The organism is Brevundimonas vitisensis, assembly GCF_016656965.1.
Lineage (GTDB): Bacteria > Pseudomonadota > Alphaproteobacteria > Caulobacterales > Caulobacteraceae > Brevundimonas > Brevundimonas vitisensis.
In genome coordinates, this window is sequence record NZ_CP067977.1 from 655,739 (window position 1) to 677,123 (window position 21,385).

Consider the following 21,385-nt stretch of genomic DNA (forward strand, 5'->3'; position numbering starts at 1 on the left):
GGCGCAGGATGCGCCATGCCATCCGCCCCGATGGGAGAGGCTTTAAGTGCGCCTCATCTCCCCTGCCCTGTGGAAACGCCTGCTGAAACGGCGACTGCCGACGTCCCTTTGGGGGCGATCGCTGCTGATCATCGTTCTGCCGGTGCTGGTCATGCAGGTCGCGGTCACCTGGGCCTTCTTCGATGCACATTGGCAGACAGTGACGGCCCGTCTGTCCGAAGGACTGGCTGGGGATGTGGCCTGGGCGGTGGAAAGCTATCTGGACGACCCGACCCCCGACAGCCTTGCGGTCATTGCCGATCGCGCCGAACGGACCATGTCACTGTCGATCGCGCTGCAGGAGGACCGGACCTTGCCAAGCGAACAGCGCCGGGGTCCGATTGGCGTCGTCGACCGGGTGCTGGAACAGGCCTTGGCCAGCCGACTGGACCAGCCGTTCTGGTTCGATACCCTGCGCTATCCAGCCTATGTCGATATCCAGGTCCAGACGCCGCAGGGCGTGCTGCGTGTCATCGCACCACGCGAACGCGCCGTGGCGACCCAGGCCCATATCTTCGTGGTCTGGCTGCTGGTCGCGACCATTCTTCTGATGGGGGTGGCGATCCTGTTCATCCGCAATCAGGTCCGGGCAATCGAGCGACTGGCCGAAGCGGCCGAGGCCTTTGGTCGGGGCGAAACCCAGGAGAGGTTCAAGCCCCATGGCGCGCGCGAGGTCCGAGCCGCCGCCACCGCCTTCATGGAAATGCGCGATCGGATCCAGCGTCATATCGACCAGCGCACGGCACTGCTGGCCTCCGTCAGCCACGACCTGCGCACCCCTCTCACCCGCCTGAGGCTGGAGCTGGCCCTGGCTCCCCCGTTCAAACGGGCCGCTGCCATGCGGAGCGACATGGATGAGATGGAGCATATGATCGATGAATACCTGGCTTTCGCGCGCGGCGAGGCGGGCGAAGCCCCGCAATCGGTGTCGATCAGCGATCTTCTGAATACGGCTGCGGATGATGTTCGGCGCGCAGGGGCAGAGGCACAGGTCGACGTTCCGGTCGATATGACGGCATCGCTGCGTCCCCTGGCTTTCAAGCGAGCTCTGGCCAACCTTGCGGGCAATGCCGCCTCACACGGTGAACATGTGCGGCTGTCAGCACGCCGCCTGCCCTCGGGCGGGCTGGAGATCGTGGTCGAGGACGACGGCCCCGGCATTGCCGAAGACCTGCACGAGGAGGCGTTCCGGCCCTTCTCCCGGCTGGACCCCGCGCGCAATCAGAACCGCAAGGGCGTCGGCCTGGGCCTGGCCATCGCCCGCGACGTGGCGCGGGGCCATGGCGGGGACATCACCCTGGATCGCAGCGACCTGGGCGGTCTGTCAGCCCGGATCCGCATCCCTGGCTGAGGGTCAGGCCGCCTCGACTTCCTCGACTACCGGCACGGCGGCCAGGGCCCGGACCAGATCGGCCCGCAAGTCCTCGAGATGCTCCAGCCCGATCGACAGCCGCAGCAGGCCATCGGAGATGCCCGCCACGCGACGCGCCTCGGGCACCATGGCAGCGTGCGTCATCAGAGCGGGATGCGCCACCAGGCTTTCCACGCCGCCCAGAGACTCAGCTAGGGTGAAGACGTTGAGCTCGTCGACAAAGGCTCTCACCGCCTCCAGCCCGCCGGCCAGTTCGAAGCTGAGCATGGCCCCGAATCCGGCCTGCTGCCGCGCCGCGACGTCGTGGTTCGGATGGCTCTTCAGGCCCGGATAGTGGACCACCGCCACGCCCGGCTGGCGGTCCAGCCATTCGGCCAGAAGCTGGGCCGTCGCCTGCTGGCGCTCGATCCGCGCAAACAGCGTCCGCACGCCGCGCAGCGTCAGATAGGCATCAAAGGGCGATCCGGTTACGCCCAGGCAATTGGCCCACCACGCCGTCTGCTCATGATCCGCCTGGGCGGCCGAGATGACCGCCCCACCCACCACGTCCGAATGGCCGTTGATGTATTTGGTGGTCGAGTGAATCACATAGTCGGCACCCAGGCTGATCGGCCTTTGCAGGGCCGGTGACAGGAAGGTGTTGTCCACCACCGCCTTGCACCCGACGGCATGGGCCCGGCGGCACAGGTCCTGGATATCCACCACCCGCATCAGCGGATTGGACGGCGTTTCGATCAGGATCAGCTTGGGGTTCAGCGCCATGGCCCGATCGACGGCGGCGGGGTCGCCCTGATCAACGAAGGCCACTTCGAAATGGCCCCGGCGCGCGCGTGCGGTCAGCAAACGGTGCGTTCCGCCATAACAGTCGTGCGGGGCAATCAGCAGGTCACCCGGCTCCAGCGAGGAGAGCGACAGGTCGACCGCCGCCATACCCGTCGCTGTGACCACGCAGCCGGCACCGCCTTCCAGTTCCGCCAGGGTCTCGGCCAGCACATCGCGGGTCGGATTGCCCGAGCGGGTGTAGTCATAGCGACGCTTTCCATCCAGGCCATCGAAGCTGAAGTTCGACGACAGATAGAGGGGCGGCATGACCGAGCCATGGGCCGGATCGACGTTCACGCCCTTCTGGGCACAGACGGTCGAGGGATGGGCATCGGAGGGACAGGTCACGCGGCGATCTCCTGCGGACGGGCAACAAAAAGGGGAGCAAGGGCGGTTTCGAGGACGTCGCAGACGACCTCTCGTTCTTTCAGAAAGGCGTCGTGACCGAAGATCGAAGTGGCCTCGACCAGGCGCTCCAGACTCGGCACGCGCTGAGCCAGCGCCCGGATATCCTCGATGGGCACAAGCCGGTCTGTGGTGAAACCCACCAAGGTCAGGGCACAGTGGATCTGCTCGGGGACCACACGGTGCCGATCCAGCGAATCCGACAGGGTGATCCAGCGCTGCGGCGAAGTGGCACCGACATAGGCGCGGCCTCGGTCCGTCAGATAATCGCAAACGGCATAGTCGCCCCCCGCCTGGACCGGAGCCTCTCCGCTACCAAAGCGCAGGTCGAATTCCTCGGCGGTGCGATAGGTGGTCATGGCCAGTTCGCGAGCCAGCGCAACCGCTTCGTCCGCGCGGCCGGAGGCCAACCCCAGGCTGAGGATGCGTCTTTGCACCCCGCGCCACGCGGTCGCGGCGGGATGGGCCCGGTGCGCCGCCGAAATGACGACCAGTCGCTCGATCCGCTCTGGATAGGCTTGCGCAAAGGCCATGCCGACGCAGCCCCCATAGGAGGCGCCCACAAAGGCATCGACGACCGGGGCGTCCAGCGCATCCAGCACCAGGGCCAGCAGGCGGGCCTGATCGGTTGGGGTGACAGTGACGATCTCGTCCTGATCCCCGCCCGGCAGCCAATCGAGCGCGAGCACGCGCAGGCGCGAGGTGTCGACCACGGCCGCCGCACCGACGGCCCAGGCCCACCAGCCGGGCGACCCGGCGTCGGTAACATCAGGACAGCGTCCGGCCGAAATCCCTCCGCCCACGACGACCAAGGGCCCCGCGGCCGGTCCGATCAGACGCGCCCGAATGTGGACCGCTGCCAGTCGTTCACCCGACACCAGACGGAAATCGTCCGGAATCACGACGGCGAGGTCACGCACGCTGGATTCAGGACGGGCGGACCGTCGTGGGGTTTCGGAAAGCAGCGGCGTCGTCACGGTCTGGCTCGGTCCCGCTCACCGAGCACTCGCCGCGACAATCCGATGACGCAAAAGACCCGTGAAGCGCGTGACGGCACCCGTGAGGGCGCCTGCCCTTCACTCATCTCTCGCGGACCGAGGTCCCCGCAGGAGTTGGCACCATCTCCAAGAACGGGGTGTGTTCCTGGTCGGTTGCCCCGGCGTCAAAGGGCCTAGTCCCTCAGCCGGTCTTGATGAGTGAGTAATCTTTGAGGCAAAACCGGCTGCGACGTCAAGCCCCGATCAGTGGACGCAGCAAGAAATAACCTCGCGACTCACATCCTGATCATGTTTCGTGCGCCGGTAGAGGTGGGAGCCGCTGGCCCAGGCCAGACCTTACCCAGTGATGCGGTCCGAACTATCGGGCGTCGAAGGCGTTGCCATGCAGTGGACCACTGGAGCCCCGACATGAAACCGTACCACGCCCTCCCCCTGATCCTTCTGCTGGCGGCCTGCGGCCCGGACGCCGAGCCGACGACCACAGAACCGGATGCGACCGTCCCTGCGCCCATAGAGGAGCCCTCCGTCGCGGCCTCCATGCCCGGAGCCGGCCCGACCAGTTTCGTCGGACGATGGGCAGCCGACGTGGCCTGGTGCCCCAACACCAATGGCGACACCCAGCCGATCACGATCACGCCGACGCAGTTCATCGGCTACGAGAACAGCTGCGACATCGCCGAGGTCACCCAGACCGCCGATGCCTATCAGGCGACGCTGCGTTGTCAGTCTGAAGGTATGGCCACGACCGAGCGCGTCCGAATGGCCGTAGAGGGACAGACCCTGAACCTGACTTATCTGGACCGGGACAGCGCCACGGTGCAGCTGACCAAGTGCACGACCCTGGCCGATACGGCGACCACGTCTCCGGTGCCGTAAGCCTCAGCCGTTGAAGAGGAAATGCATGACGTCGCCGTCCTTGACGACATAGGTCTTGCCTTCGGCCCGCAGCTTGCCCGCCTCGCGCGCGCCCGCTTCGCCCTTCAAGGCGACATAGTCGTCATAGGCCACGGTTTCGGCGCGGATGAAGCCCTTTTCGAAGTCCGTATGGATGACGCCGGCCGCCTGCGGGCCCGTCGCCCCCACCGGGATCGTCCACGCCCGTGCCTCCTTGGGACCCACAGTGAAATAGGTCTGCAGCCCTAGCAGGGCATAGGCCTCGCGGATCAGGCGGTTCAGGCCGGGTTCTTCCATGCCCATGCTTTCCAGGAACTCGGCCTGCTCGGCCTCATCCAGCACCGCGAGTTCTGAATCGATCTTGGCCGAGATGACCACCGACTTGGCATTCTCGCGGGCGGCACGCGCGGCCACGGCGTCGGACAGGGCATTACCCTTGTCGGCCGAATCCTCATCGACGTTGCAGACATAGAGGGCCGGAAGCGACGTCAGCAGCTGCAGCATATGCCAGGCCTTCTCGTCCTCCTTGCTGACTTCCACCACCCGGGCCGGCTTGCCTTCGCGCAGCGGCACCAGCGCCATGTTGATGAGGCGCAGCGTGGTCTGGGCTTCCTTGTCGCCGCCCTTGGCCTTCTTCTCGACGTTGACGACCCGCTTCTCCAGGCTCTCGAGGTCGGCCAGCATCAGCTCGGTCTCGATAATCTCCAGGTCGCTGATCGGATCGACCCGGCCTTCGACGTGCGTCACGTCATCGTCCACGAAACAGCGGGCGACGAAGGCGACGGCATCGCAGTCGCGGATGTTGGCCAGAAACTGATTGCCCAGCCCCTCGCCTTTCGACGCCCCGCGCACCAGGCCGGCGATGTCGACGAAGGTGATCCGCGACGGGATGATTTCCTTGGATCCCGCAATGGCCGCCAGCACCGGCAGGCGCGGCTCGGGCACCGCCACATCGCCGGTATTGGGCTCGATCGTGCAGAACGGATAGTTGGCCGCCTGGGCCGCTGCCGTCTTGGTCAGGGCATTGAACAGGGTGGACTTGCCAACGTTGGGCAGGCCGACGATCGCGACTTTCAGGGCCATGGAAACTTCGTTGTCTAAAAGCGCGAGAGGCGCTCAATCTGGGGAGGGCGCGACCTAGCACGTCCTGTGGCCGTTGGCGAAAGCGTTGATCCGCTTTCGCCTCGACGTTTCAGGAGCGGCCAGGCTTCAGTGGCCGCCGCTGTGTTCACTTGTGGCCAAGGCGGGCTGGCCCACACGGGCCACGATCTCGACCGGCCGAGCGTTGGCAAAGGTCAGGGTCAGGGGCACGGTGTCGCCGGCCACCAGGGGGTTGGCCACACCCATCAGCATGATGTGATTGCCGCCCGGAGCCAGGGCGACCGCTGAGCCCGCCGGCAGGGGCAGCCCGTCCGTGAGCTCCCGCATCATCATCATATTGCTCTCGACCTTCATCTCATGGACCTGTGCCAGACCGCTGACGGGGCTGGTCACGGACACCAGCCGGTCATCGCGACTGGCGGTCAGGGTCAGGTAGCACCCGGTCGCCTGCCGACCGTTGGGGGTCGGACGACAGACGGCGTCGGCGGCAGAGACGACGCTCAGTTCGCCCTCTGCCGGCTGCTGACCACAGGCCGTGAGCAAGAGCGCGAGGGACGCGGGGATAAGAATGCGCTTCATGGGTTCGTCTTTCAGTGAGCCGTGGCCCGCCGCCGGATCGCGCCGACCGTCCGATCAAGCAAGACGGCGACAGCCAGGCTGAGGCCGGTCAAAGGATAGAGGATGCAAAGGGGGATCACGATCCCCAGAACTGCGGCACGGACGCGCGGCCCGGGTGGGGCGACGGGTGCCGCCAGCCTCCCCTTCGGTCGCCGCTTCCACCACATCATCAGGCCGCTGATCGACAGCAGCCAGATGCCGATACAGGCGGCCAGCATGACTATGCGATTGATCTGGCCGTACTGAGTACCCTGGTGGGCATAGATGCTCCATTCGAACACCTTGGCCCCGATCCCGAACTGTTCGTAGCGGACATCGGCGCGGACGGTGCCGGTCGCGGCATCGACATAGAGGCTGCGGCCATCCTCAACCCGTCGGACCTCGCGCGCGGCGGTCCAGGCCAGGTCGTCGGACGCCGGTATCGACACCACAAAAGGGGCGATCACCCCTTCGCGCCGCGCGGTTGCGACAACGCGCGACAGACGTCCGTCCTCGGACGGTGCGGTCGTGGTGACCATGCCGTCCATCAGCCAGCCGGTGCCGACAGGGCGGTCGGCGTGCTCGGCATGATGCCAGTTGGCTGCAGCCGGAGCGGGTGGACGGCCCAGGCCATGGGTGCGCACCGCCCCCATGAACTGATCGCCCCAGACCGCCGACCACAGCATGCCGGTCATCGCCAGAAAGACGACGATCACGCCGGTGTAGAGGCCCGTCACCGCATGCAGGTCTCGCCAGAAGGGTCGGCCGGAACCAGGCTTGGACCTGATGGTGACGGTGCCCACCTTTCGCCCGCGCGGCCACCACAGGAAGATGCCGGTGGCGAACAGGATGATGGCCCAGCCCGCCACGACCTCGACCCACAGGTTCATCAGGGGCCCGAAGAGGTCCAGGCTGTGCAGCCGTTTGACCGTCTTGCTGACGCCGTTCTGGGCGGTGACCCCGGTGACCTGAGCGTCGTGGGGATCGACGAAGACGATACGCCCTTGCCCATCCGGTCGATTGACGACGACCCTGACGGCTTCGTCGGGACGGGCGGGAATGCGGACGCTGCGGGCCTCGCCGCCGCCCGCGACCTGGGCCGCCGCGACCCAGCGGTCCGGGGATGCCCTGTCGGCCCTCGCCTCCACACGGGCCATGTCGCGCCACAGCGCCGCGTCGATCTCGTCCTTGAACAGATAGATGCCGCCGGTCAGGGCCATCAGCATCAGAAAGGGCATCACCAGCAGTCCGGCATAGAAATGCCAGCGCCACACCGCCCGGTAGGCCCCCGACTGGGGCACGACTGTAGTCTCGGTCATCAGAATCTTCCCGGATCGACCGGGGACGGCGCGAACCGTCCCCGGTTCAGTCCATCAATAGGCCAGCCGCAGGCCGACAAACACCGAACGCCCCTCGCCCGGCCAGAAGACGGCGGTCGAGGCCACGCGGGCATCGGTCACAGCGCCGAAGTTCGAGATATAGCGCTCGTCGAACAGGTTGCGGGCATCGGCGAACAGGCTGACCTGATCATTGACTGACCAACCCAGGTTGAGCGACGCCACCGCATAGGACGGCGACTTCAAGGTGTTGGCATAGTCGACCCAGGCATCGCTGATCGACCATTCCACGGACGGGGCAATGAACCAGCCGCCGGGGTGATCATAGCGCAGCTCGGCCCTGTAGAGGTGCGGCGGCACCAGCGGCAGGTCGTTGTCGCCATAGGCAGGATCACCCTCGAAGAAGAAGTCCGACAGCGTATAGGTCTGGCGAAGACGCCAGTTTCCGCCGACGAAGTCCTGGGCAAAGCGCCAGTCCAGACCGGCCTCGATCCCCTGGTGGACCGTCGGACCGGCGTTGAAGGTCGCCGCTGGAATACCCAGCGCCGGATTGACGATGAAGTTGAGCAGCTCATTGTCCAGCTCAGCCCGATAGACCGCCACGTCCCAGGTGAAGCGATCATTGCGGCCACGAACGCCCGCCTCCCAGGTCCAGGCTTCCTGGGCCTCGATCGGGGCAAAGCCGCCGATCGTGGGCGACAGCGAGCTGAAGTTCGGCGGCTCGATCGAGCGGGTCACATTGGCATAGGCCTGCGCCCCCGTCGGGCCTTCCCACAGGATACCTAGACGTGGCGCGAACCAGTCGTAGTCCTTGCCGGTCGCCAGGTTGAAGGTGGTGGCGACACCGGGCACGGCAAAGCTCTGATAGTCGCGCTCGGCCCGGCCCCAGGCCCCGCCAGCCACCAGGGCAACACTGTCGGTGACGAACAATCGGCCCTCGGCAAAGACGTCCAGTGCCTGGGCGTTCTGACGCGCCTTGGCACGGAGAGCCCCGCTTGAGCCAGCGACGTTGACGAACTGCTGGGCGTCCAGGTCGCCTGCACGATACCAGACGCCGCCGAAGGCATCAGCCCGTAGGCCGAACAGCTGCCCCTCCCAGTCGAAACGGCCAAAGGCCCCATAGTTGCGGCTCTGCTGATCAATGACCTGGAAGATCGGGTGATGCAGGTCCTTCCAGGTGCCATAGACGGCCCCTTCGAAGATCAGACCCGGCGACAGACGCCAGCGTGTCGACACCGTGGTCCGCACCGAGGCGTAGTCCCGCTGATAGGCATTGGCGACATTGGCCGGGGCCGCAGTCTCGGGGTCGGTCAGAGCCTGGGTCAGGGTCAGGGAGCCAGGAATGTCCTGATGGATATAGGCACCCTGAACGATCAGACGGACCTCGCGGTCCTCGCCCAGACTGCGGCCGATGTTGGCAGTGATGTACTGCTGCTGCCCCTCGGAATTCTGCCGCCAGCCCTCGGCTGTGGCTCCGGTAACGCCCAGGAAGCCGTCCCAGTCGCCGCTAACGCCAGAGATTTCGGCATGCAGGCGCGCCGTTTGCCACGAACCGATGTCCGCGCGCAGGCTGGCCGTCTCGCCCGAAGTTCGCCCATTGGGCGTGACCAGATTGATCGCCCCGCCCAGAAGAGCGCCGCCGAAGCGCAGTGCATTGCCGCCCTTATAGACCTCTGTGTAGCGGGCCAGCAGGGGGTCGACCATCTGCACATCGCCGAACCCGTCGGCCTCATTGAAGGGAATACCGTCCTGCGACACGAACAGGCCGCGCAGATGGTTGGCATTGCCTATGCCTGAACCACGGATCGCGATGCGGACGTCACCGCCCCACTTTTTCTGAGCATAGACGCCGGGCACGTCTCGCAGGACATCGGCGATGTTGGGCGCGAAGCGGTCTTCGAGGCTTTCGGCTGAGACGACGGCAACGGAACCGGGCGTGCGGGACAGGCGGCGGCGCGCCTCGGCCACGACAGGCGGGTCTTCGGGATTGCGCGCCCCCGTGACGATGATCTCGTCGACGGAGGTGGCAGGGCCTGGGTCCTGGGCGAAGGCGGGTGCGCCATAGACGGCGGCAAGCAGCGCCAGGGGCGCCGCGGTGGTCTTGAAAGACATGAGAAGAGATATCCTGAACAGACGATAGGCGGCGCGCAGCCGTCAGCGGCCGCGCGCGGGCGAGATCAGTGTCGGTTCAGGCGAGAGGGGGTGCAGTGGACCACGGGCGTGGCGGGGCCCGGGCCGGTGGTGGAACGGCGATGTCGCGAGGGACGAAGGCACTCTGCGGAATCGGTGCGGCGATGCGAACGGTCTGAAGTCTTGGCGGAGGCGGCAGGTCGGCCACCACCGGCGTGACGCAGGCAGCGCATTTGGCATCGGCGACGACGTGGTGGTCCTGATCGCCGTCGATGCGCGACTGGATCGTGCGCGGGCCTTCGGTCGAGCAGATGACCAGGGTCTGGCCCGGCACGACCGCCGCCATGGCCGCGAACGGCATCAGGGTGCCGAGCACGATCGCAAAGATCGCGGCGAGGAACGCCAGCGACCGTGCTGTCGACCAGGATTCGGCCTGCGGACGGGTCATCACCGTGGCCTTAGCGAGCAATCGGCGGCAACGCCACAGCGACGAAGCGACACAAGTCGACGATCAGTCTCAGCGGCTGACGTAGCGCCCGGCGACCAGGTTGTTGGCAAACCGGCTGAAGGCGCGGTCGGCGTCCTGCCAGGTGCCAAAGCCCCGAACCTCTTCCAGGCTGCTGCTGTACCAGTCGTAGCGGACCGGCTGGCGCGTGCCATCGGCCAGCAGGATCTCACCCTCGATTGCGGCCCCCCCGATGCTGATGCTGCGGATGCCGTCCAGGCCGGGCGTGTCGCCCAGTTGCTGGAAGGTGGGCCGGTTCGGCTTCAGGTCGGTCAGGACCAGCTCGACACGGGCCCCTTCCAGGCTCCCCTCGCGGGCCAGGACGCGGGTGACGACCTCGCCCAGACGATCGGCCTGATCACGAACCTCCCGCTCACCCAACTCCTGGACCTTGTCCTGCAGCTCGCCGCCGATGGCGACGGTAACTGTCTGGGCCAGAGCGGGCGACTGGGCGGCTGTGGCCAGGATAACGGCCAGGCCGAGCGGGGCGATGGCGGCGGTCAGGACGGTGCGACGCATATGGTATTCTCCTGTTCGCGTGTCTCGATCAGGAAGATGCGCCTGCCCTGCCCGTTTCGCCAGTGGCCGCCGGAAATCGTGACGACGCTTATTGGCGAGCGGAATCGCTGGCAGCACGCGTGGCGGCGAACTCGGAATCGGCCTTCCACGAAGGCCAGTGGTCGCTGTTGGCCAGGTCCAGAGCCAACCGGTACATCAGGGTCAGGTTCTCGACCGCCGAACCCAGCTTCAGGTCGGGCCGCCATTCATCGCTGCGCTTGTGATAATCGCGCCCGAACAGGGCCCGATATTCCGGCAGGCCGACCGCCGTGCCGCCCTCGTCCAGATCAACCCCGTGCCAGGGCATCAGGGCCGGAACGCCGGCGCGGGCGAAGGGAAAATGGTCGGAGCGGAAATAATAGCCCTGCTCCGGCTCGCGGTCGTCGGTGACATAGCGGCCTTCCGCTGCCGCCAGCGCAGCCAGATCATCTTCCAGCGTGTTCTGGCCATAGCCGAAGATGGCGATGTCGCGGGTCGGGTCGCTGAGCGGCAGCATGTCGATGTTCAGGTCCGCCACCGTGGTTTCCAGCGGATAGACCGGGTCGATGCTGTAGGCATAGGCCCCCAGCAGGCCCATCTCCTCGGCCGCCATATGGGCAAACACCACGGTGCGCTCATTCGCCGGCGCCTCGGCAAAACTGCGCGCGATCTCCAGAATGCCTGCGGTGCCCGAGGCATTGTCCCATGCCCCGTTGAAGATGGTGTCCCCCGAGGCATCGGGTCCCGCGACGCCGACATGGTCCCAGTGGGCCGAAAAGATGATGACCTCGTTCGGACGCTCCGTACCGGTCTTCTTGGCCAGCAGATTATAGGTCTGGATGGTTTCGCGCGTCTCGGCCGCGTCGACGCTGAGGGTGACGCCCGACAGTTCGACAGCCTTGAAGCTGCCGGTCTCGACGGTCGCCATCAGCACGTGATCGACACCGGCGGCCGCGCCCCATTCCATGGCCAGATCCTGCGGCACGGCCCCGGTTACCGGGATCGGGTCGAGGCCCGGCACGGTCATGGTCGGTCGGTTGAAGAAGCGGTTCCACTGGTTCCATTCCCCGCTGCCGCGCGCGCCGCCCGTCAGGGTCAGAATGCCCACCGCTCCACGACGCAATGCCTCCTGCGTCTTGTAGCCATCGGAGCTGTAGAGCGTATCGAAGTCCCCACGGAACAGGTCACCGGCAGGCTCTCCGCCCAAGACCACCACGATCTTGCCGGTGACATCGATGTCGCCATAGTCGTCCCAGTTTCGCTCTGGCGCGACGATGCCGAAGCCCGCGAACACGATGCCGGCACCGGTGATGCTGGCCAGACCGTCGTCATTGGTCGCTCGAACCAGGATGTCGGCCGCAGTCAGATCGCGGCGCGTGCCGTCCGGGCCGGTCCAGCTGGCCGTCGCAGGCCGCGCCGGGCGGCTGCGGATCACGGTGACGGGCTGACGCCACTCACCGTTCGGTCCGCCGGGCTCCAGTCCCATGGCTTCGTACTGAGCCTGCAGATAGTCCAGCGTCAGTTCCTGGCCGATCTCGCCCGGCACGCGTCCCTGGAAGCTGTCGTCGGCCAGGACACGGATATGGTCGGACAGGCGCTGGGCTGAGATATCCTGGGCCAGAACCGGCCCAGCGATCAGCAAGATCGCGGCGGTGGCCACCCCGGCCATCATGGAACGCAACATGGGGTCTCCTGCCGCCCTTATTGAAGTGCACTCAGTCTAGGGGCGCGCACGAGACGCGCCCCCTCAAGGTTTCGTCATCAGTGCCGATCAGCGACGCGAAGCCTCGCTGGCCTCGCGCACCGGACCGAACTCGGAGCCCGGCTTCCACTCCGGCCAGTCCCGGCTGTTGGCCAGGTCCAGCCCGACCCCATAGACGACGGCCAGATCTTCGGCCGCCCCCGAGAAGTCCATTTCGGGGAACCACTCGTCGTTGGACTGGTGATAGCGGTTGGCACCATAGTCGTCGCGAGCGGCGATACGGGCAGCGATCGGCTCATCCCGGAAATCACCCGCCCCCTTGGGATAGGCCATGGGCACGCCGCGCTTGGCCAGCGGGAAATGGTCGGACCGGAAATAGGTGCCGGCCGCATTGTTCGTGTCCGGCTGGATCGACCGGCCCTGCGCGGAAGCATAGGCCTCGAGCTGCTCATCCAGCACCGACTGGCCATAGCCGGTGATGCCCAGGCGGCTGAGGCGGCCATAGACGTTCATCGCGTCCAGATTGAAGCCGGCCACAGTCGTTTCCAGCGGATACAGCGGGTTAGCCGCATAGAACTCCGAGCCCAGAAGCCCGCTTTCTTCAGCGGTGAAGCCGATGATGACAATCGAGCGCTCTGGCCGCTCGCCGGCACCGAACACCCGCGCCAGTTCCAGCAGACCGGCGATGCCCGAGGCATTGTCGACCGCGCCGTTGAAGATGGCATCGCCCTCGGCATTGGCGGCGCCGACGCCGATGTGGTCCCAGTGGCCGGTGTACAGGATGGTTTCGTCCGGGTGGGTCGTGCCCGGCAGGCGGGCGACAATGTTGTTCGTGGTCACCTGGGTGGTCGCAACATCGAACATGCCGTCGAACTCGACGCCGGTCAGCTCGACCGGGCGGAAGTCGCGGCTGCGCGCGGCAACCTTCTGGGCCTCGAAATCCAGGCCCGCGCGGGTGAAGAGGTCAACGGCCACGTCGCGCTGAACCCAGGCCTCCATCGGCACACGTTCGGCGGCGGCGTTGGCCCGCACGATATCGAACTGCGGGCCCGACCAGGAGTTCGTCACAGTCGCCCAGCCATAGGAGGCGGGGGCCGTCTCATGAACGATGATGACGCCCGCCGCACCACGGCGCGCCGCCTCTTCGTACTTGTAGGTCCAACGACCATAGTAGGTCATCGCCCGGCCATTGAAGGTGTTCAGCTCGGGCTGTTCGAAGTCGGCGTCATTGACCAGCACGACGATGATCTTGCCGCGCACGTCCACGTCCTTGAAGTCGTCCCAGTTGCGCTCCGGCGCAGTCGTGCCGTAGCCGACGAAGACCAGGGGCGCGTCCATCAGCATGACATGGTCGCCAGGCAGGCGCGTCGACACGACGATCTGCTGGCCATGGGTCACGGGTATGGTCTCGCCGCCTGCCGTGAACTGGGCGCGAACGTTCGAGGCGGTGAACCGGTTCAGCGTCACAGCCTGGGTCCAGCCCCCGTTATCGCCGCCCGGCTCAAAGCCCGCGGCAGCGAACTGCTCGCTCAGATAGCGGATGACGCGATCCTCGGCCGGGGTGGCGATGCCGCGCCCTTCGAAACTGTCGTCCGACAGGATGCGCGTGTGGTCTGACAGGCGCTGTGCCTCGAACATCGGAGCCGGCGAAGCCGCAGGCGGCGCCTCTGCACCAAGGGTCGAGCACGCCGACAGCGCCGCTCCGGCAGCCAGCAGCGAAAGGGTTCGAAACAAACGCATCAAAAACAGGCCTCGACTACGGATTGATGCAGCAAAGCCTAAAGGGACCGGCACGGACTGTCGACCGGTCGCGCAACAACGAAAAAACCCGCCGGGCGGACCCGGCGGGTTTGGTCTTAGGAGGCGGCAGCTCGCTTAGTGGGCGACGCCTTTCCAGATCCGGCGATAGCTGGCGTAGGTCAGGCCTGCGAACAGAGCCAGGAAGATCATCACGCCCAGGCCGGCCTGCTTGCGTTCCGTCGCCTTGGGCTCCGAGGCCCAGGCAATGAACGCGGCGACGTCCTTGGCATACTGATCGACCGTCTGGGCCGTGCCGTCGTCATAGGTGACCTGATCGGGCCGCAGCGGGTTCGGCATGGCGATGAAGCCGCCGTACGGGACCTTTTCGGGATCGCCCGTCCAGAACGGGGTCAGATCCCCGGCCATATAAGGGTTGTAATACTGACCCGGGCGGATCTGCAGCCCGGCCGGCGGAGCGACATAACCCGACAGCAGCGAATAGATGTAGTTCGCCCCGTCGTGACGGGCCTTGGCCATCACCGACAGGTCCGGCGGCACCGCCCCACCGTTCGCAGCCGCAGCGGCGGTCGCGTTGGGATACGGGTTCGGGAAGCGGTCGGCCGGCGTTGCGGGACGGCGGATCGGCTCACCGGTCTCGGTGTCGATATCCGCAACCTCGATCTCGGCTGCCAGAGCCTTGACGAAGCGGTTCTCGGCCGCGTTGGGGGCGTGCGGGTCCCAGAAGGGGCCGCTGCGCTCGCCGAGGGTGCGGAAGGACAGCATGTCCATGCCGTGGCAGGCCGCGCAGACTTCGCGATAGACCTTGTAGCCACGCTGCAGCTGGCCCTGGTCAAAGGTCCCGAACGGTCCCTCGAATGAGAAGCCGGCCTTGCGCGGGTGCTTGGCTTCACCCTCGGCCATGGCGGGGGCTGAGACCGACATCGTGGCCATGGTGGCGACGACGGCGACGGCGGCGAGACGGTTCAGGCGGGTCAAGGCGGTGTTCCAGATGGGGGTCATCGCGATCAGCCCTTCTTCTCGGGCGAGGCCGGCACAGCAGCCGCCATAGCCCCACCGCCGGTCAGTACGGGCTCGGAAATCGAGGCCGGGATCGGCAAGGGGGTCTCTCGCAGGCCCACCACCGGCATGATGATGAGGAAGAAGGCGAAGTAGTAGGCGGTCGCCAGACGGGTCAGCCACAGGAAGCTGTTCAGTTCACCGTCGAACAGAACGAAGCTGGCCATGCCGGGAACGACCGGGGCGTCGGGCAGCTGACCGCCGCACCAGCCCAGGACGAAGGCCACGAAGACGAAGATCAGGAAGAAGACCTTCATGGTCGGGCGATAGCGCATGGAGCGGACCTTGGACGTGTCCAGCCAGGGCAGGATGAACAGCACGGCAATCGCGCCGAACATCGCCAGCACGCCACCGAACTTGTCCGGCACAGCCCGCAGGATCGCGTAGAAGGGCAGCAGATACCATTCGGGCACGATGTGCGGCGGCGTCTGGAGCGGGTTTGCGGGAATGTAGTTGTCGGCATGACCCAGAGCGTTGGGCATGAAGAAGACGAAGGCGGCGAACATCATCAGGAACAGGATGATCGCGAAGCCGTCCTTGACCGTGTAGTACGGGTGGAAGGGCACGGTATCCTTGGTCGTCCGCTCCTTGGGGATCAGGATGCCGACCGGATTGTTCTGGCCCGAGGTATGCAGAGCCCAGACGTGGAGCACCACGCAGCCCAGGATGGCGAAGGGCAGCAGGTAGTGCAGCGAGAAGAAGCGGTTCAGCGTCGCATTGTCGATCGACGGTCCGCCACGCAGCCAGATCAGGATCGGCTCACCGATCATCGGGATGGCCCCGATCAGATTGGTGATAACCTCAGCACCCCAGAAGGACATCTGGCCCCAGGGCAGCACATAGCCGAGGAAGGCCGTGGCGATCAGCAGGAAGAAGATCACGCAGCCGATGATCCAGATCATCTCGCGCGGTGCCTTGTACGAGCCGTAATAAAGGCCCCGCAGCATGTGAATGTAGGTGGCGATGAAGAACATCGACGCACCGTTGGCGTGGACGTACCGGATCAGCCAGCCGCCGTTCACGTCACGCATGATGCGCTCGACCGAAGCGAAGGCCATGCTGGTGTTGGGCGTATAGTGCATGGCCAGCACGATGCCGGTGATGATCTGCGTCAGCAGACACACCATCAGGATCGCGCCGAAGGTGTACCAGTAGTTCAGGTTCCGCGGCGTCGGCAGGGCCATGTAGTCCGCGCCAAAGCGGATGATCGGCAGCCGGGTGTCCAGCCACTTCTCGAAGCCGGACTTGGGAACGTAGGTGGATTCGTGGTCGCTCATGGTCAGCCGATCTTCACGCGCGTGTCGGACACATATTCATAGGTCGGCACCACCAGATTGGTCGGTGCCGGCCCTTTGCGGATGCGGCCCGAGGTGTCGTAGTGCGAGCCGTGGCAGGGGCAGAACCAGCCGCCGTAGTCTCCTGCCCCGAAGGTCGGGATGCAGCCGAGGTGGGTGCAGGACCCGACCACGACCAGATACTGCTGGTGACCGGCCTTCACGCGATCGGCGTCCGACTGCGGATCCTTCAGGTCGCTCAGCGGCGTGGCGGCGGCCTCCTGGACTTCCTTGGCGGTGCGATAGCGCACGAAGACAGGCTTGCCCTGCCAGGTAATGACGACCTGCTGTCCCTCGGAGACCTTGGACAGATCGAACTCGATGGACGCCAGCGCCAGCGTATCGGCAGCCGGATTCATCTGGTTGATCAGCGGCCAGGCGATCATCGCCCCCGCGCCGACCGCCGCTGCGCCCGCAGCGATATGAATGAAGTCTCGGCGGGTGGCATCATCGCCACCGTGGCCGTGGGGGTCTTCGGAATTCACGACCGATTCGGTCACGTCTCACCTCTGGTACGCCGTCACGGAACGCCTGGCTTGCGTCCGTCGATCAGCATGATTTCTTAGCGGAACCCGTCCAAACTGGCCCGGCCCGGCTTTGCGGCGCATCGACGCAAGCGTAAGACGCCTGCTGAGAAACGATCGCAAATCGAACCGCGACGAGCCCCCGGGCCGCGCGTATGCAGGGCCTTAGAATGCGTCTCGCGCTTTTTCAACCAGCCATTCCCCAGAACGTGGGTGCGTGCATCCGCTTGAGTGCCTGTTTCGGGGTTCCGCTGCATGTGATTGAGCCCACCGGCTTTGCCTTCGACGACCGGGCAATGAAGCGCGCAGCCCTGGATTACGGGCCTTTGAGTCATATGACACGGCATTCTGACTGGGCCGCATTTCAGCGCGATCGCGATGCAGTGAGCACCCCGGGGCGGTTGGTGTTGTTCACGACGCGCGGCGCCACGTCGCTGGCCGATTTTCGCTTCAGGCCCGACGACACCCTGCTGTTCGGGTCCGAGGACGCCGGGGCCCCCGACTTCGTGCACGCCGCCGCCGATGCGCGGGTGGTGGTGCCGATCCGGCCCGAAACGCGATCCCTGAACCTGTCGGTCACCGCCGGCATCGCCCTGTGGGAAGGGCTGCGCCAGAGCGGACGACTGAGCGGAACCCAAGTCCCCCTGGAGATCGCGGCACCGCGTCCTCTGGACGGCGCCGCCGGATGATCGCACACAGCGCGCGGATCGATGGAGACGACCTATGACCCAGATTGCCGAAGGCCAGAGCGCACCCGAGTTTTCGTTGCCCGTCGACGGCGGCGGCGAAGTCACCTTGGCCGGTCTGAAGGGACGGACGGTGGTTCTCTATTTCTATCCGAAGGCGGATACGCCCGGCTGCACCAACGAAGCCAAGGATTTTACGGCCTTGGCTGCGGACTTCGAGGCAGCAGGCGCGACGGTCATCGGCGTGTCCAAGGACCCGGTGAAGAAGCTGGACCGGTTCAAGTCCAAATATGATCTGGCCGTGACCCTCGCCTCCGACGAAACGGCAGGTGTCACCGAGGCCTACGGCCTGTGGGTCGAAAAGAGCATGTACGGCAAGACCTATATGGGCATCGAACGGGCCACGGTGCTGATCGACGCCGACGGCATCATCCGTCGCATCTGGCGCAAGGTTTCAGTCAAGGGTCATGCCGCCGAAGTTTTGGCGGCCATCCAGTCGCTCCGATCCAGCTGAGAGTGTCCGCGAGCGGACATTTAGTTATGTCGCCGTCTCAAGCAGATTCGCTCTTACGCCTGTGAGGCGAGAATCTACTTAGTTGACCGCTGTTATTCGCTTGGATCACGGCAATCATGGTTAAGATTGTGTGAACGGCCTTGAACCTTCGCCGGAGGTCATAGCATAACTTCGCCCCAGCGTGGGGGCGTTGAGTATGACCGACGAACAGGCGACACTGGAAACGGAACGACCCGCAAGGGTCTCGTGGTTCGATCGCCGGTTCCCGACCCGCTATCTGTATCTGCGCAGCGGCGACGATGTGCGCGCTGTCGCTTTGACACCGGGTCGGCAGATCCTGGGCTTGGGGGTCGGGGCCGCCCTCGCAGTATGGACCTTGATCGCCTCGGGCGGTTTCGTCCTCGACCTGGCCACCCATGCCCAGGCGGACGGGGCGGTGATGCGGGCCCGCGCGGCCTCCGAACGTATCAACGCCGATCTGCAGGCCCGCCTGGACACCGCCGTCGTGCGCATGACGGCCACCACCGGATCACTGGATGAAATGGCCCATATGGTCGAGCGCCGTCACGCGGCCCTGACCACCGTCATGGGCATGTTCCAGGGCGTAGAGGGGGCCGAAGCCGCCCTCAAGCCCGCCGCTCCCCTTGATCCAGCCAGCAACAATCCGGTTGCGCGCATCGTCGCAGTGCGCCTGGACCAGGAGCGACTGATTGCGCGCGCGGGCACCGAGGCGCAAACCCGGGCCGAACGCCTCAGACTGGCCTTCCGCCTGGCCGGCCTGAACCCCTCGGCCTATCTCTCGCAGGGATCCGGCCTGGGCGGGCCCCTGGTAACGGCCGACGATCCCAAGGCCCTGGCCGCCATTCTGGACGTGGACGAGGCCTTTGCCGTGCGTATCCGGCACGCGGCGGACAACCTGTCCGATATGCGCGGGCTGGCAGATGCCGCCGAGGGCCTGCCGTTCCACAGGCCGACCTCGTCGCGCACCACCTCGGGCTTTGGCGTGCGGTTCGATCCCTTCAACGGTCGACCGGCCCTACATCAGGGCCAGGACTTTGCCGGCCCGCTGAACACGCCCATCTATGCCACTGCGCCAGGCGTCGTTTCTTTTGTGGGCGTGCGTTCAGGGTATGGAAACGTCGTCGAGATAGACCATGGGCGCGGTTTCAAGACGCGCTTCGCCCATCTGAACTCCATGGCCGTCCAACCCGGCCAGCGCGTCGCGCTGGGTCAGAGGGTAGGCGGAATGGGAACCACCGGACGCTCGACCGGCGTCCATCTGCATTACGAGGTCTGGCTGAATGGCCGGCCTCAGAACCCCGCCCGCTTCATGAGAGCTGGAGACCATCTTGTTCAATAAGTCCAAAGCCCCCGAGCCGCAGCCCGCCCGCAATACCGCCCCCGTCATTCCGCCCCTGCCCGACATCCCCTCGCCCGGCCAGGCTCGCGCGCCCCAGGCCCAGGGCCACGCCGCCCCGGCCCCCGTCGCTACGCCGCGCGGTCTGTCGACCCTGTCGTCCGATCTCCAGTTCGAAGGCAATGTGAGCGGCGGCGGCGATCTGCAGATCGACGGCCAGATCAAGGGTGACGTTCGCGTCGGCCGCCTGATCGTCGGAGAGACCGGCGCGATCGAAGGCGGCGTGACCGCCGACTACATCGAAGTACGCGGCCGTGTCGTCGGTGCCGTGACCGGCAAGCAGGTCAAGCTGGTGTCGACCGCCTATGTCGACGGCGACATCACGGCCGAACAGCTGTCGATCGATGTCGGTGCCTACTTCCAGGGACGATGCATCCAGGGACGCCGCGATGCGCCGCGCCCCTCTGCCCCCCAGCCCGTGGCTGCGCCTGAGCCGGCACCCCACATCATCGACATGAAGCCCGCGGTCTGATCCAGCCTTCTCCCTCCCCCGCCGGGGGAGGGAGATTTCGCGATCAATCGACGGTCGAGCCGCGCGTCTCGCCGACGCGAGCGGCCAGGGCGGCCCCCATGAAGGCATCCAGGTCGCCATCCAGAACACCGGAGGTGTCGGACGTCTCCACATTGGTGCGCAGGTCCTTCACCATCTGATACGGTTGCAGGACGTAGGACCGGATCTGGTGACCCCAGCCGATATCGGTCTTGGCGTCGGCCAGAGCCTGGGCTGCGGCCTCGCGCTTCTGCAGTTCCAGCTCGTACAGCCGCGCGCGCAGCATCTTCCACGCCTGTTCACGGTTCTGATGCTGTGACCGCCCCGCCTGGCAGGCGACCACAGTGTTGGTCGGAACGTGGGTCAGACGAACCGCCGAGTCAGTCTTGTTGATGTGCTGACCGCCTGCACCAGATGCCCGATAGGTATCGGTACGCACGTCGGACGGATTGATGTCGATTTCGATCGTGTCGTCGACGACTGGCGAGACGCCAACCGAAGCAAACGAGGTGTGCCGCTTCGCCGCCGCGTCATAGGGACTGATGCGAACCAGGCGGTGCACGCCCGATTCCGACTTCAGCCAGCCATAGGCATTGGGACCCGAGATCAGGATCGTGGCCGATTTGATGCCGGCCTGTTCACCAGCTTCTTCCGCCTCGATCTCGACCTCATAGCCGTGGGCCCGCGCCCAGCGGGAATACATCCGCAACAGCATGCTGGCCCAGTCGTTGGACTCTGTGCCGCCGGCCCCGGAGTTGACCTCCAGATAGGCGTCATTGCCGTCGGCCTCGCCGGACAACAGCGCCTCCAGCTCGGCTCGGGCCGCGCGTTCCTTGATGGCCTTGAGGCTGGTGCGGGCATCTTCCAGCGCAGCCTCGTCGCCTTCTTCATCGGCCATGTCGGCCAGCATCACGCCGTCTTCAAGACCCTGCTCCATCTCGCGGACGGCATCGATCTGGGCCTGGAGACGCGAGCGTTCGCGGGTCACGGCCTGAGCCTTCTCGGCATCGTCCCACAAGGTGGGGTCCTCGACCCGAGCGTTCAGTTCATCCAGTTTTCGAAGCGCGACATCCCAGTCAAAGACGCCTCCTGAGCAGAGCGACGCTCTGCTCGATGTCGGCCTTCATGGCCTCGACATCCGGTCTCATCGCAAACTCCTGCGAT

General features: G+C 65.8%; 20 protein-coding genes and 1 riboswitch. Of the genes, 6 read left to right on the plus strand and 14 right to left on the minus strand.

What is annotated here, in order from left to right; genetic code table 11:
- Positions 1 to 46 precede the first annotated feature (46 nt).
- On the plus strand, positions 47 to 1,390 hold the full coding sequence (locus tag JIP62_RS03285; protein WP_201103508.1) for an ATP-binding protein: 1,344 nt from the start codon (positions 47 to 49) through the stop codon (positions 1,388 to 1,390).
- A gap of 3 nt (positions 1,391 to 1,393) precedes the next feature.
- Here JIP62_RS03285 and metB read toward each other — a convergent pair whose 3' ends face one another.
- Positions 1,394 to 2,581 carry a cystathionine gamma-synthase gene (gene metB, locus JIP62_RS03290; RefSeq protein WP_201103509.1) on the minus strand — a complete coding sequence of 396 codons (1,188 nt, stop codon included), beginning with the start codon at positions 2,579 to 2,581 and terminating at the stop codon, positions 1,394 to 1,396.
- The gene (metX, locus tag JIP62_RS03295) at positions 2,578 to 3,558 is read right to left on the minus strand and encodes a homoserine O-succinyltransferase MetX (protein WP_230974847.1); all 981 of its coding nucleotides are present in this window, start codon (positions 3,556 to 3,558) and stop codon (positions 2,578 to 2,580) included. Before metX ends, metB begins: the two co-directional genes overlap by 4 nt.
- A 157-nt stretch (positions 3,559 to 3,715) precedes the next feature.
- Positions 3,716 to 3,837: riboswitch (SAM riboswitch) on the minus strand.
- A gap of 207 nt (positions 3,838 to 4,044) precedes the next feature.
- Here metX and JIP62_RS03300 point away from each other — a divergent pair.
- Complete coding sequence (locus tag JIP62_RS03300; RefSeq protein ID WP_201103511.1) at positions 4,045 to 4,512, plus strand: hypothetical protein; 468 nt, start codon at positions 4,045 to 4,047, stop codon at positions 4,510 to 4,512.
- A gap of 3 nt (positions 4,513 to 4,515) precedes the next feature.
- Here the strand turns inward: JIP62_RS03300 and ychF are convergent, their stop codons facing one another.
- The 11 genes from ychF to petA form a co-directional block, all read right to left on the minus strand.
- The gene (ychF, locus tag JIP62_RS03305; protein ID WP_201103512.1) at positions 4,516 to 5,613 is read right to left on the minus strand and encodes a redox-regulated ATPase YchF; all 1,098 of its coding nucleotides are present in this window, start codon (positions 5,611 to 5,613) and stop codon (positions 4,516 to 4,518) included.
- 126 nt (positions 5,614 to 5,739) lie between these two features.
- Complete coding sequence (locus tag JIP62_RS03310; RefSeq protein WP_201103513.1) at positions 5,740 to 6,210, minus strand: copper chaperone PCu(A)C; 471 nt, start codon at positions 6,208 to 6,210, stop codon at positions 5,740 to 5,742.
- 11 nt (positions 6,211 to 6,221) lie between these two features.
- Positions 6,222 to 7,547: a PepSY-associated TM helix domain-containing protein gene (locus JIP62_RS03315; protein WP_201103514.1), complete on the minus strand. Its 1,326-nt coding sequence runs from the start codon at positions 7,545 to 7,547 to the stop codon at positions 6,222 to 6,224.
- Positions 7,548 to 7,601: 54 nt separating this feature from the next.
- Positions 7,602 to 9,677 (minus strand): TonB-dependent receptor family protein, encoded by a 2,076-nt coding sequence (locus JIP62_RS03320; RefSeq protein WP_201103515.1) that lies wholly within the window; start codon positions 9,675 to 9,677, stop codon positions 7,602 to 7,604.
- Positions 9,678 to 9,753: 76 nt separating this feature from the next.
- Complete coding sequence (locus tag JIP62_RS03325) at positions 9,754 to 10,143, minus strand: DUF2946 family protein (RefSeq protein ID WP_201103516.1); 390 nt, start codon at positions 10,141 to 10,143, stop codon at positions 9,754 to 9,756.
- 69 nt (positions 10,144 to 10,212) lie between these two features.
- The gene (locus tag JIP62_RS03330) at positions 10,213 to 10,719 is read right to left on the minus strand and encodes a hypothetical protein (protein WP_201103517.1); all 507 of its coding nucleotides are present in this window, start codon (positions 10,717 to 10,719) and stop codon (positions 10,213 to 10,215) included.
- An 88-nt stretch (positions 10,720 to 10,807) separates the two neighbouring features.
- Positions 10,808 to 12,421 carry a M28 family peptidase gene (locus JIP62_RS03335; protein ID WP_201103518.1) on the minus strand — a complete coding sequence of 538 codons (1,614 nt, stop codon included), beginning with the start codon at positions 12,419 to 12,421 and terminating at the stop codon, positions 10,808 to 10,810.
- A gap of 87 nt (positions 12,422 to 12,508) precedes the next feature.
- Positions 12,509 to 14,179, minus strand: a complete 1,671-nt coding sequence (locus JIP62_RS03340; protein WP_201103519.1) for a M28 family metallopeptidase — start codon at positions 14,177 to 14,179, stop codon at positions 12,509 to 12,511.
- Between the two features lie 135 nt (positions 14,180 to 14,314).
- A complete protein-coding gene (locus tag JIP62_RS03345) occupies positions 14,315 to 15,199 on the minus strand; it encodes a cytochrome c1 (RefSeq protein WP_201103520.1) in 885 nt (294 codons plus the stop codon).
- Between the two features lie 5 nt (positions 15,200 to 15,204).
- Complete coding sequence (locus JIP62_RS03350; RefSeq protein WP_201103521.1) at positions 15,205 to 16,533, minus strand: cytochrome b; 1,329 nt, start codon at positions 16,531 to 16,533, stop codon at positions 15,205 to 15,207.
- A 2-nt stretch (positions 16,534 to 16,535) separates the two neighbouring features.
- Positions 16,536 to 17,090: a ubiquinol-cytochrome c reductase iron-sulfur subunit gene (gene petA / locus JIP62_RS03355; protein WP_201103522.1), complete on the minus strand. Its 555-nt coding sequence runs from the start codon at positions 17,088 to 17,090 to the stop codon at positions 16,536 to 16,538.
- Between the two features lie 194 nt (positions 17,091 to 17,284).
- Here petA and JIP62_RS03360 point away from each other — a divergent pair, with 194 nt between their 5' ends.
- The 4 genes from JIP62_RS03360 to JIP62_RS03375 all read left to right on the plus strand — a co-directional run bounded on the left by JIP62_RS03360 (position 17,285) and on the right by JIP62_RS03375 (position 20,203).
- Positions 17,285 to 17,803, plus strand: a complete 519-nt coding sequence (locus JIP62_RS03360) for a tRNA (cytidine(34)-2'-O)-methyltransferase (protein ID WP_201103523.1) — start codon at positions 17,285 to 17,287, stop codon at positions 17,801 to 17,803.
- A gap of 34 nt (positions 17,804 to 17,837) precedes the next feature.
- Entirely contained in the window at positions 17,838 to 18,314 is a 477-nt protein-coding gene (gene bcp, locus JIP62_RS03365) for a thioredoxin-dependent thiol peroxidase (RefSeq protein ID WP_201103524.1), read from the plus strand.
- Positions 18,315 to 18,510: 196 nt separating this feature from the next.
- Entirely contained in the window at positions 18,511 to 19,674 is a 1,164-nt protein-coding gene (locus JIP62_RS03370; protein ID WP_201103525.1) for a peptidoglycan DD-metalloendopeptidase family protein, read from the plus strand.
- Positions 19,664 to 20,203, plus strand: a complete 540-nt coding sequence (locus JIP62_RS03375) for a bactofilin family protein (protein WP_201103526.1) — start codon at positions 19,664 to 19,666, stop codon at positions 20,201 to 20,203. The genes JIP62_RS03370 and JIP62_RS03375 overlap by 11 nt, the downstream gene beginning before the upstream one ends.
- 43 nt (positions 20,204 to 20,246) lie before the next feature.
- Here JIP62_RS03375 and prfB read toward each other — a convergent pair.
- Positions 20,247 to 21,369, minus strand: a protein-coding gene (gene prfB / locus JIP62_RS03380; RefSeq protein WP_201103527.1) for a peptide chain release factor 2 whose coding sequence is annotated in 2 segments (ribosomal slippage) — positions 20,247 to 21,299 and positions 21,301 to 21,369 — 1,122 coding nt in all. Because the reading frame shifts where the segments join, the coding sequence is not laid out codon by codon here.
- Positions 21,370 to 21,385 lie beyond the last annotated feature (16 nt).

What these genes read in the sequence shown, in the direction of transcription:
- JIP62_RS03300 (WP_201103511.1), top strand. Translation starts at nt 4,045, where the DNA reads ATGAAACCGTACCACGCCCTCCCCCTGATCCTTCTGCTGGCGGCCTGC.
- ychF (WP_201103512.1), bottom strand. Translation starts at nt 5,613, where the DNA reads ATGGCCCTGAAAGTCGCGATCGTCGGCCTGCCCAACGTTGGCAAGTCC.
- JIP62_RS03310 (WP_201103513.1), bottom strand. Translation starts at nt 6,210, where the DNA reads ATGAAGCGCATTCTTATCCCCGCGTCCCTCGCGCTCTTGCTCACGGCC.
- JIP62_RS03315 (WP_201103514.1), bottom strand. Translation starts at nt 7,547, where the DNA reads ATGACCGAGACTACAGTCGTGCCCCAGTCGGGGGCCTACCGGGCGGTG.
- JIP62_RS03320 (WP_201103515.1), bottom strand. Translation starts at nt 9,677, where the DNA reads ATGTCTTTCAAGACCACCGCGGCGCCCCTGGCGCTGCTTGCCGCCGTC.
- JIP62_RS03325 (WP_201103516.1), bottom strand. Translation starts at nt 10,143, where the DNA reads ATGACCCGTCCGCAGGCCGAATCCTGGTCGACAGCACGGTCGCTGGCG.
- JIP62_RS03330 (WP_201103517.1), bottom strand. Translation starts at nt 10,719, where the DNA reads ATGCGTCGCACCGTCCTGACCGCCGCCATCGCCCCGCTCGGCCTGGCC.
- JIP62_RS03335 (WP_201103518.1), bottom strand. Translation starts at nt 12,421, where the DNA reads ATGTTGCGTTCCATGATGGCCGGGGTGGCCACCGCCGCGATCTTGCTG.
- JIP62_RS03340 (WP_201103519.1), bottom strand. Translation starts at nt 14,179, where the DNA reads ATGCGTTTGTTTCGAACCCTTTCGCTGCTGGCTGCCGGAGCGGCGCTG.
- JIP62_RS03345 (WP_201103520.1), bottom strand. Translation starts at nt 15,199, where the DNA reads ATGACCCCCATCTGGAACACCGCCTTGACCCGCCTGAACCGTCTCGCC.
- JIP62_RS03350 (WP_201103521.1), bottom strand. Translation starts at nt 16,533, where the DNA reads ATGAGCGACCACGAATCCACCTACGTTCCCAAGTCCGGCTTCGAGAAG.
- JIP62_RS03360 (WP_201103523.1), top strand. Translation starts at nt 17,285, where the DNA reads ATGCGTCTCGCGCTTTTTCAACCAGCCATTCCCCAGAACGTGGGTGCG.
- bcp (WP_201103524.1), top strand. Translation starts at nt 17,838, where the DNA reads ATGACCCAGATTGCCGAAGGCCAGAGCGCACCCGAGTTTTCGTTGCCC.
- JIP62_RS03370 (WP_201103525.1), top strand. Translation starts at nt 18,511, where the DNA reads ATGACCGACGAACAGGCGACACTGGAAACGGAACGACCCGCAAGGGTC.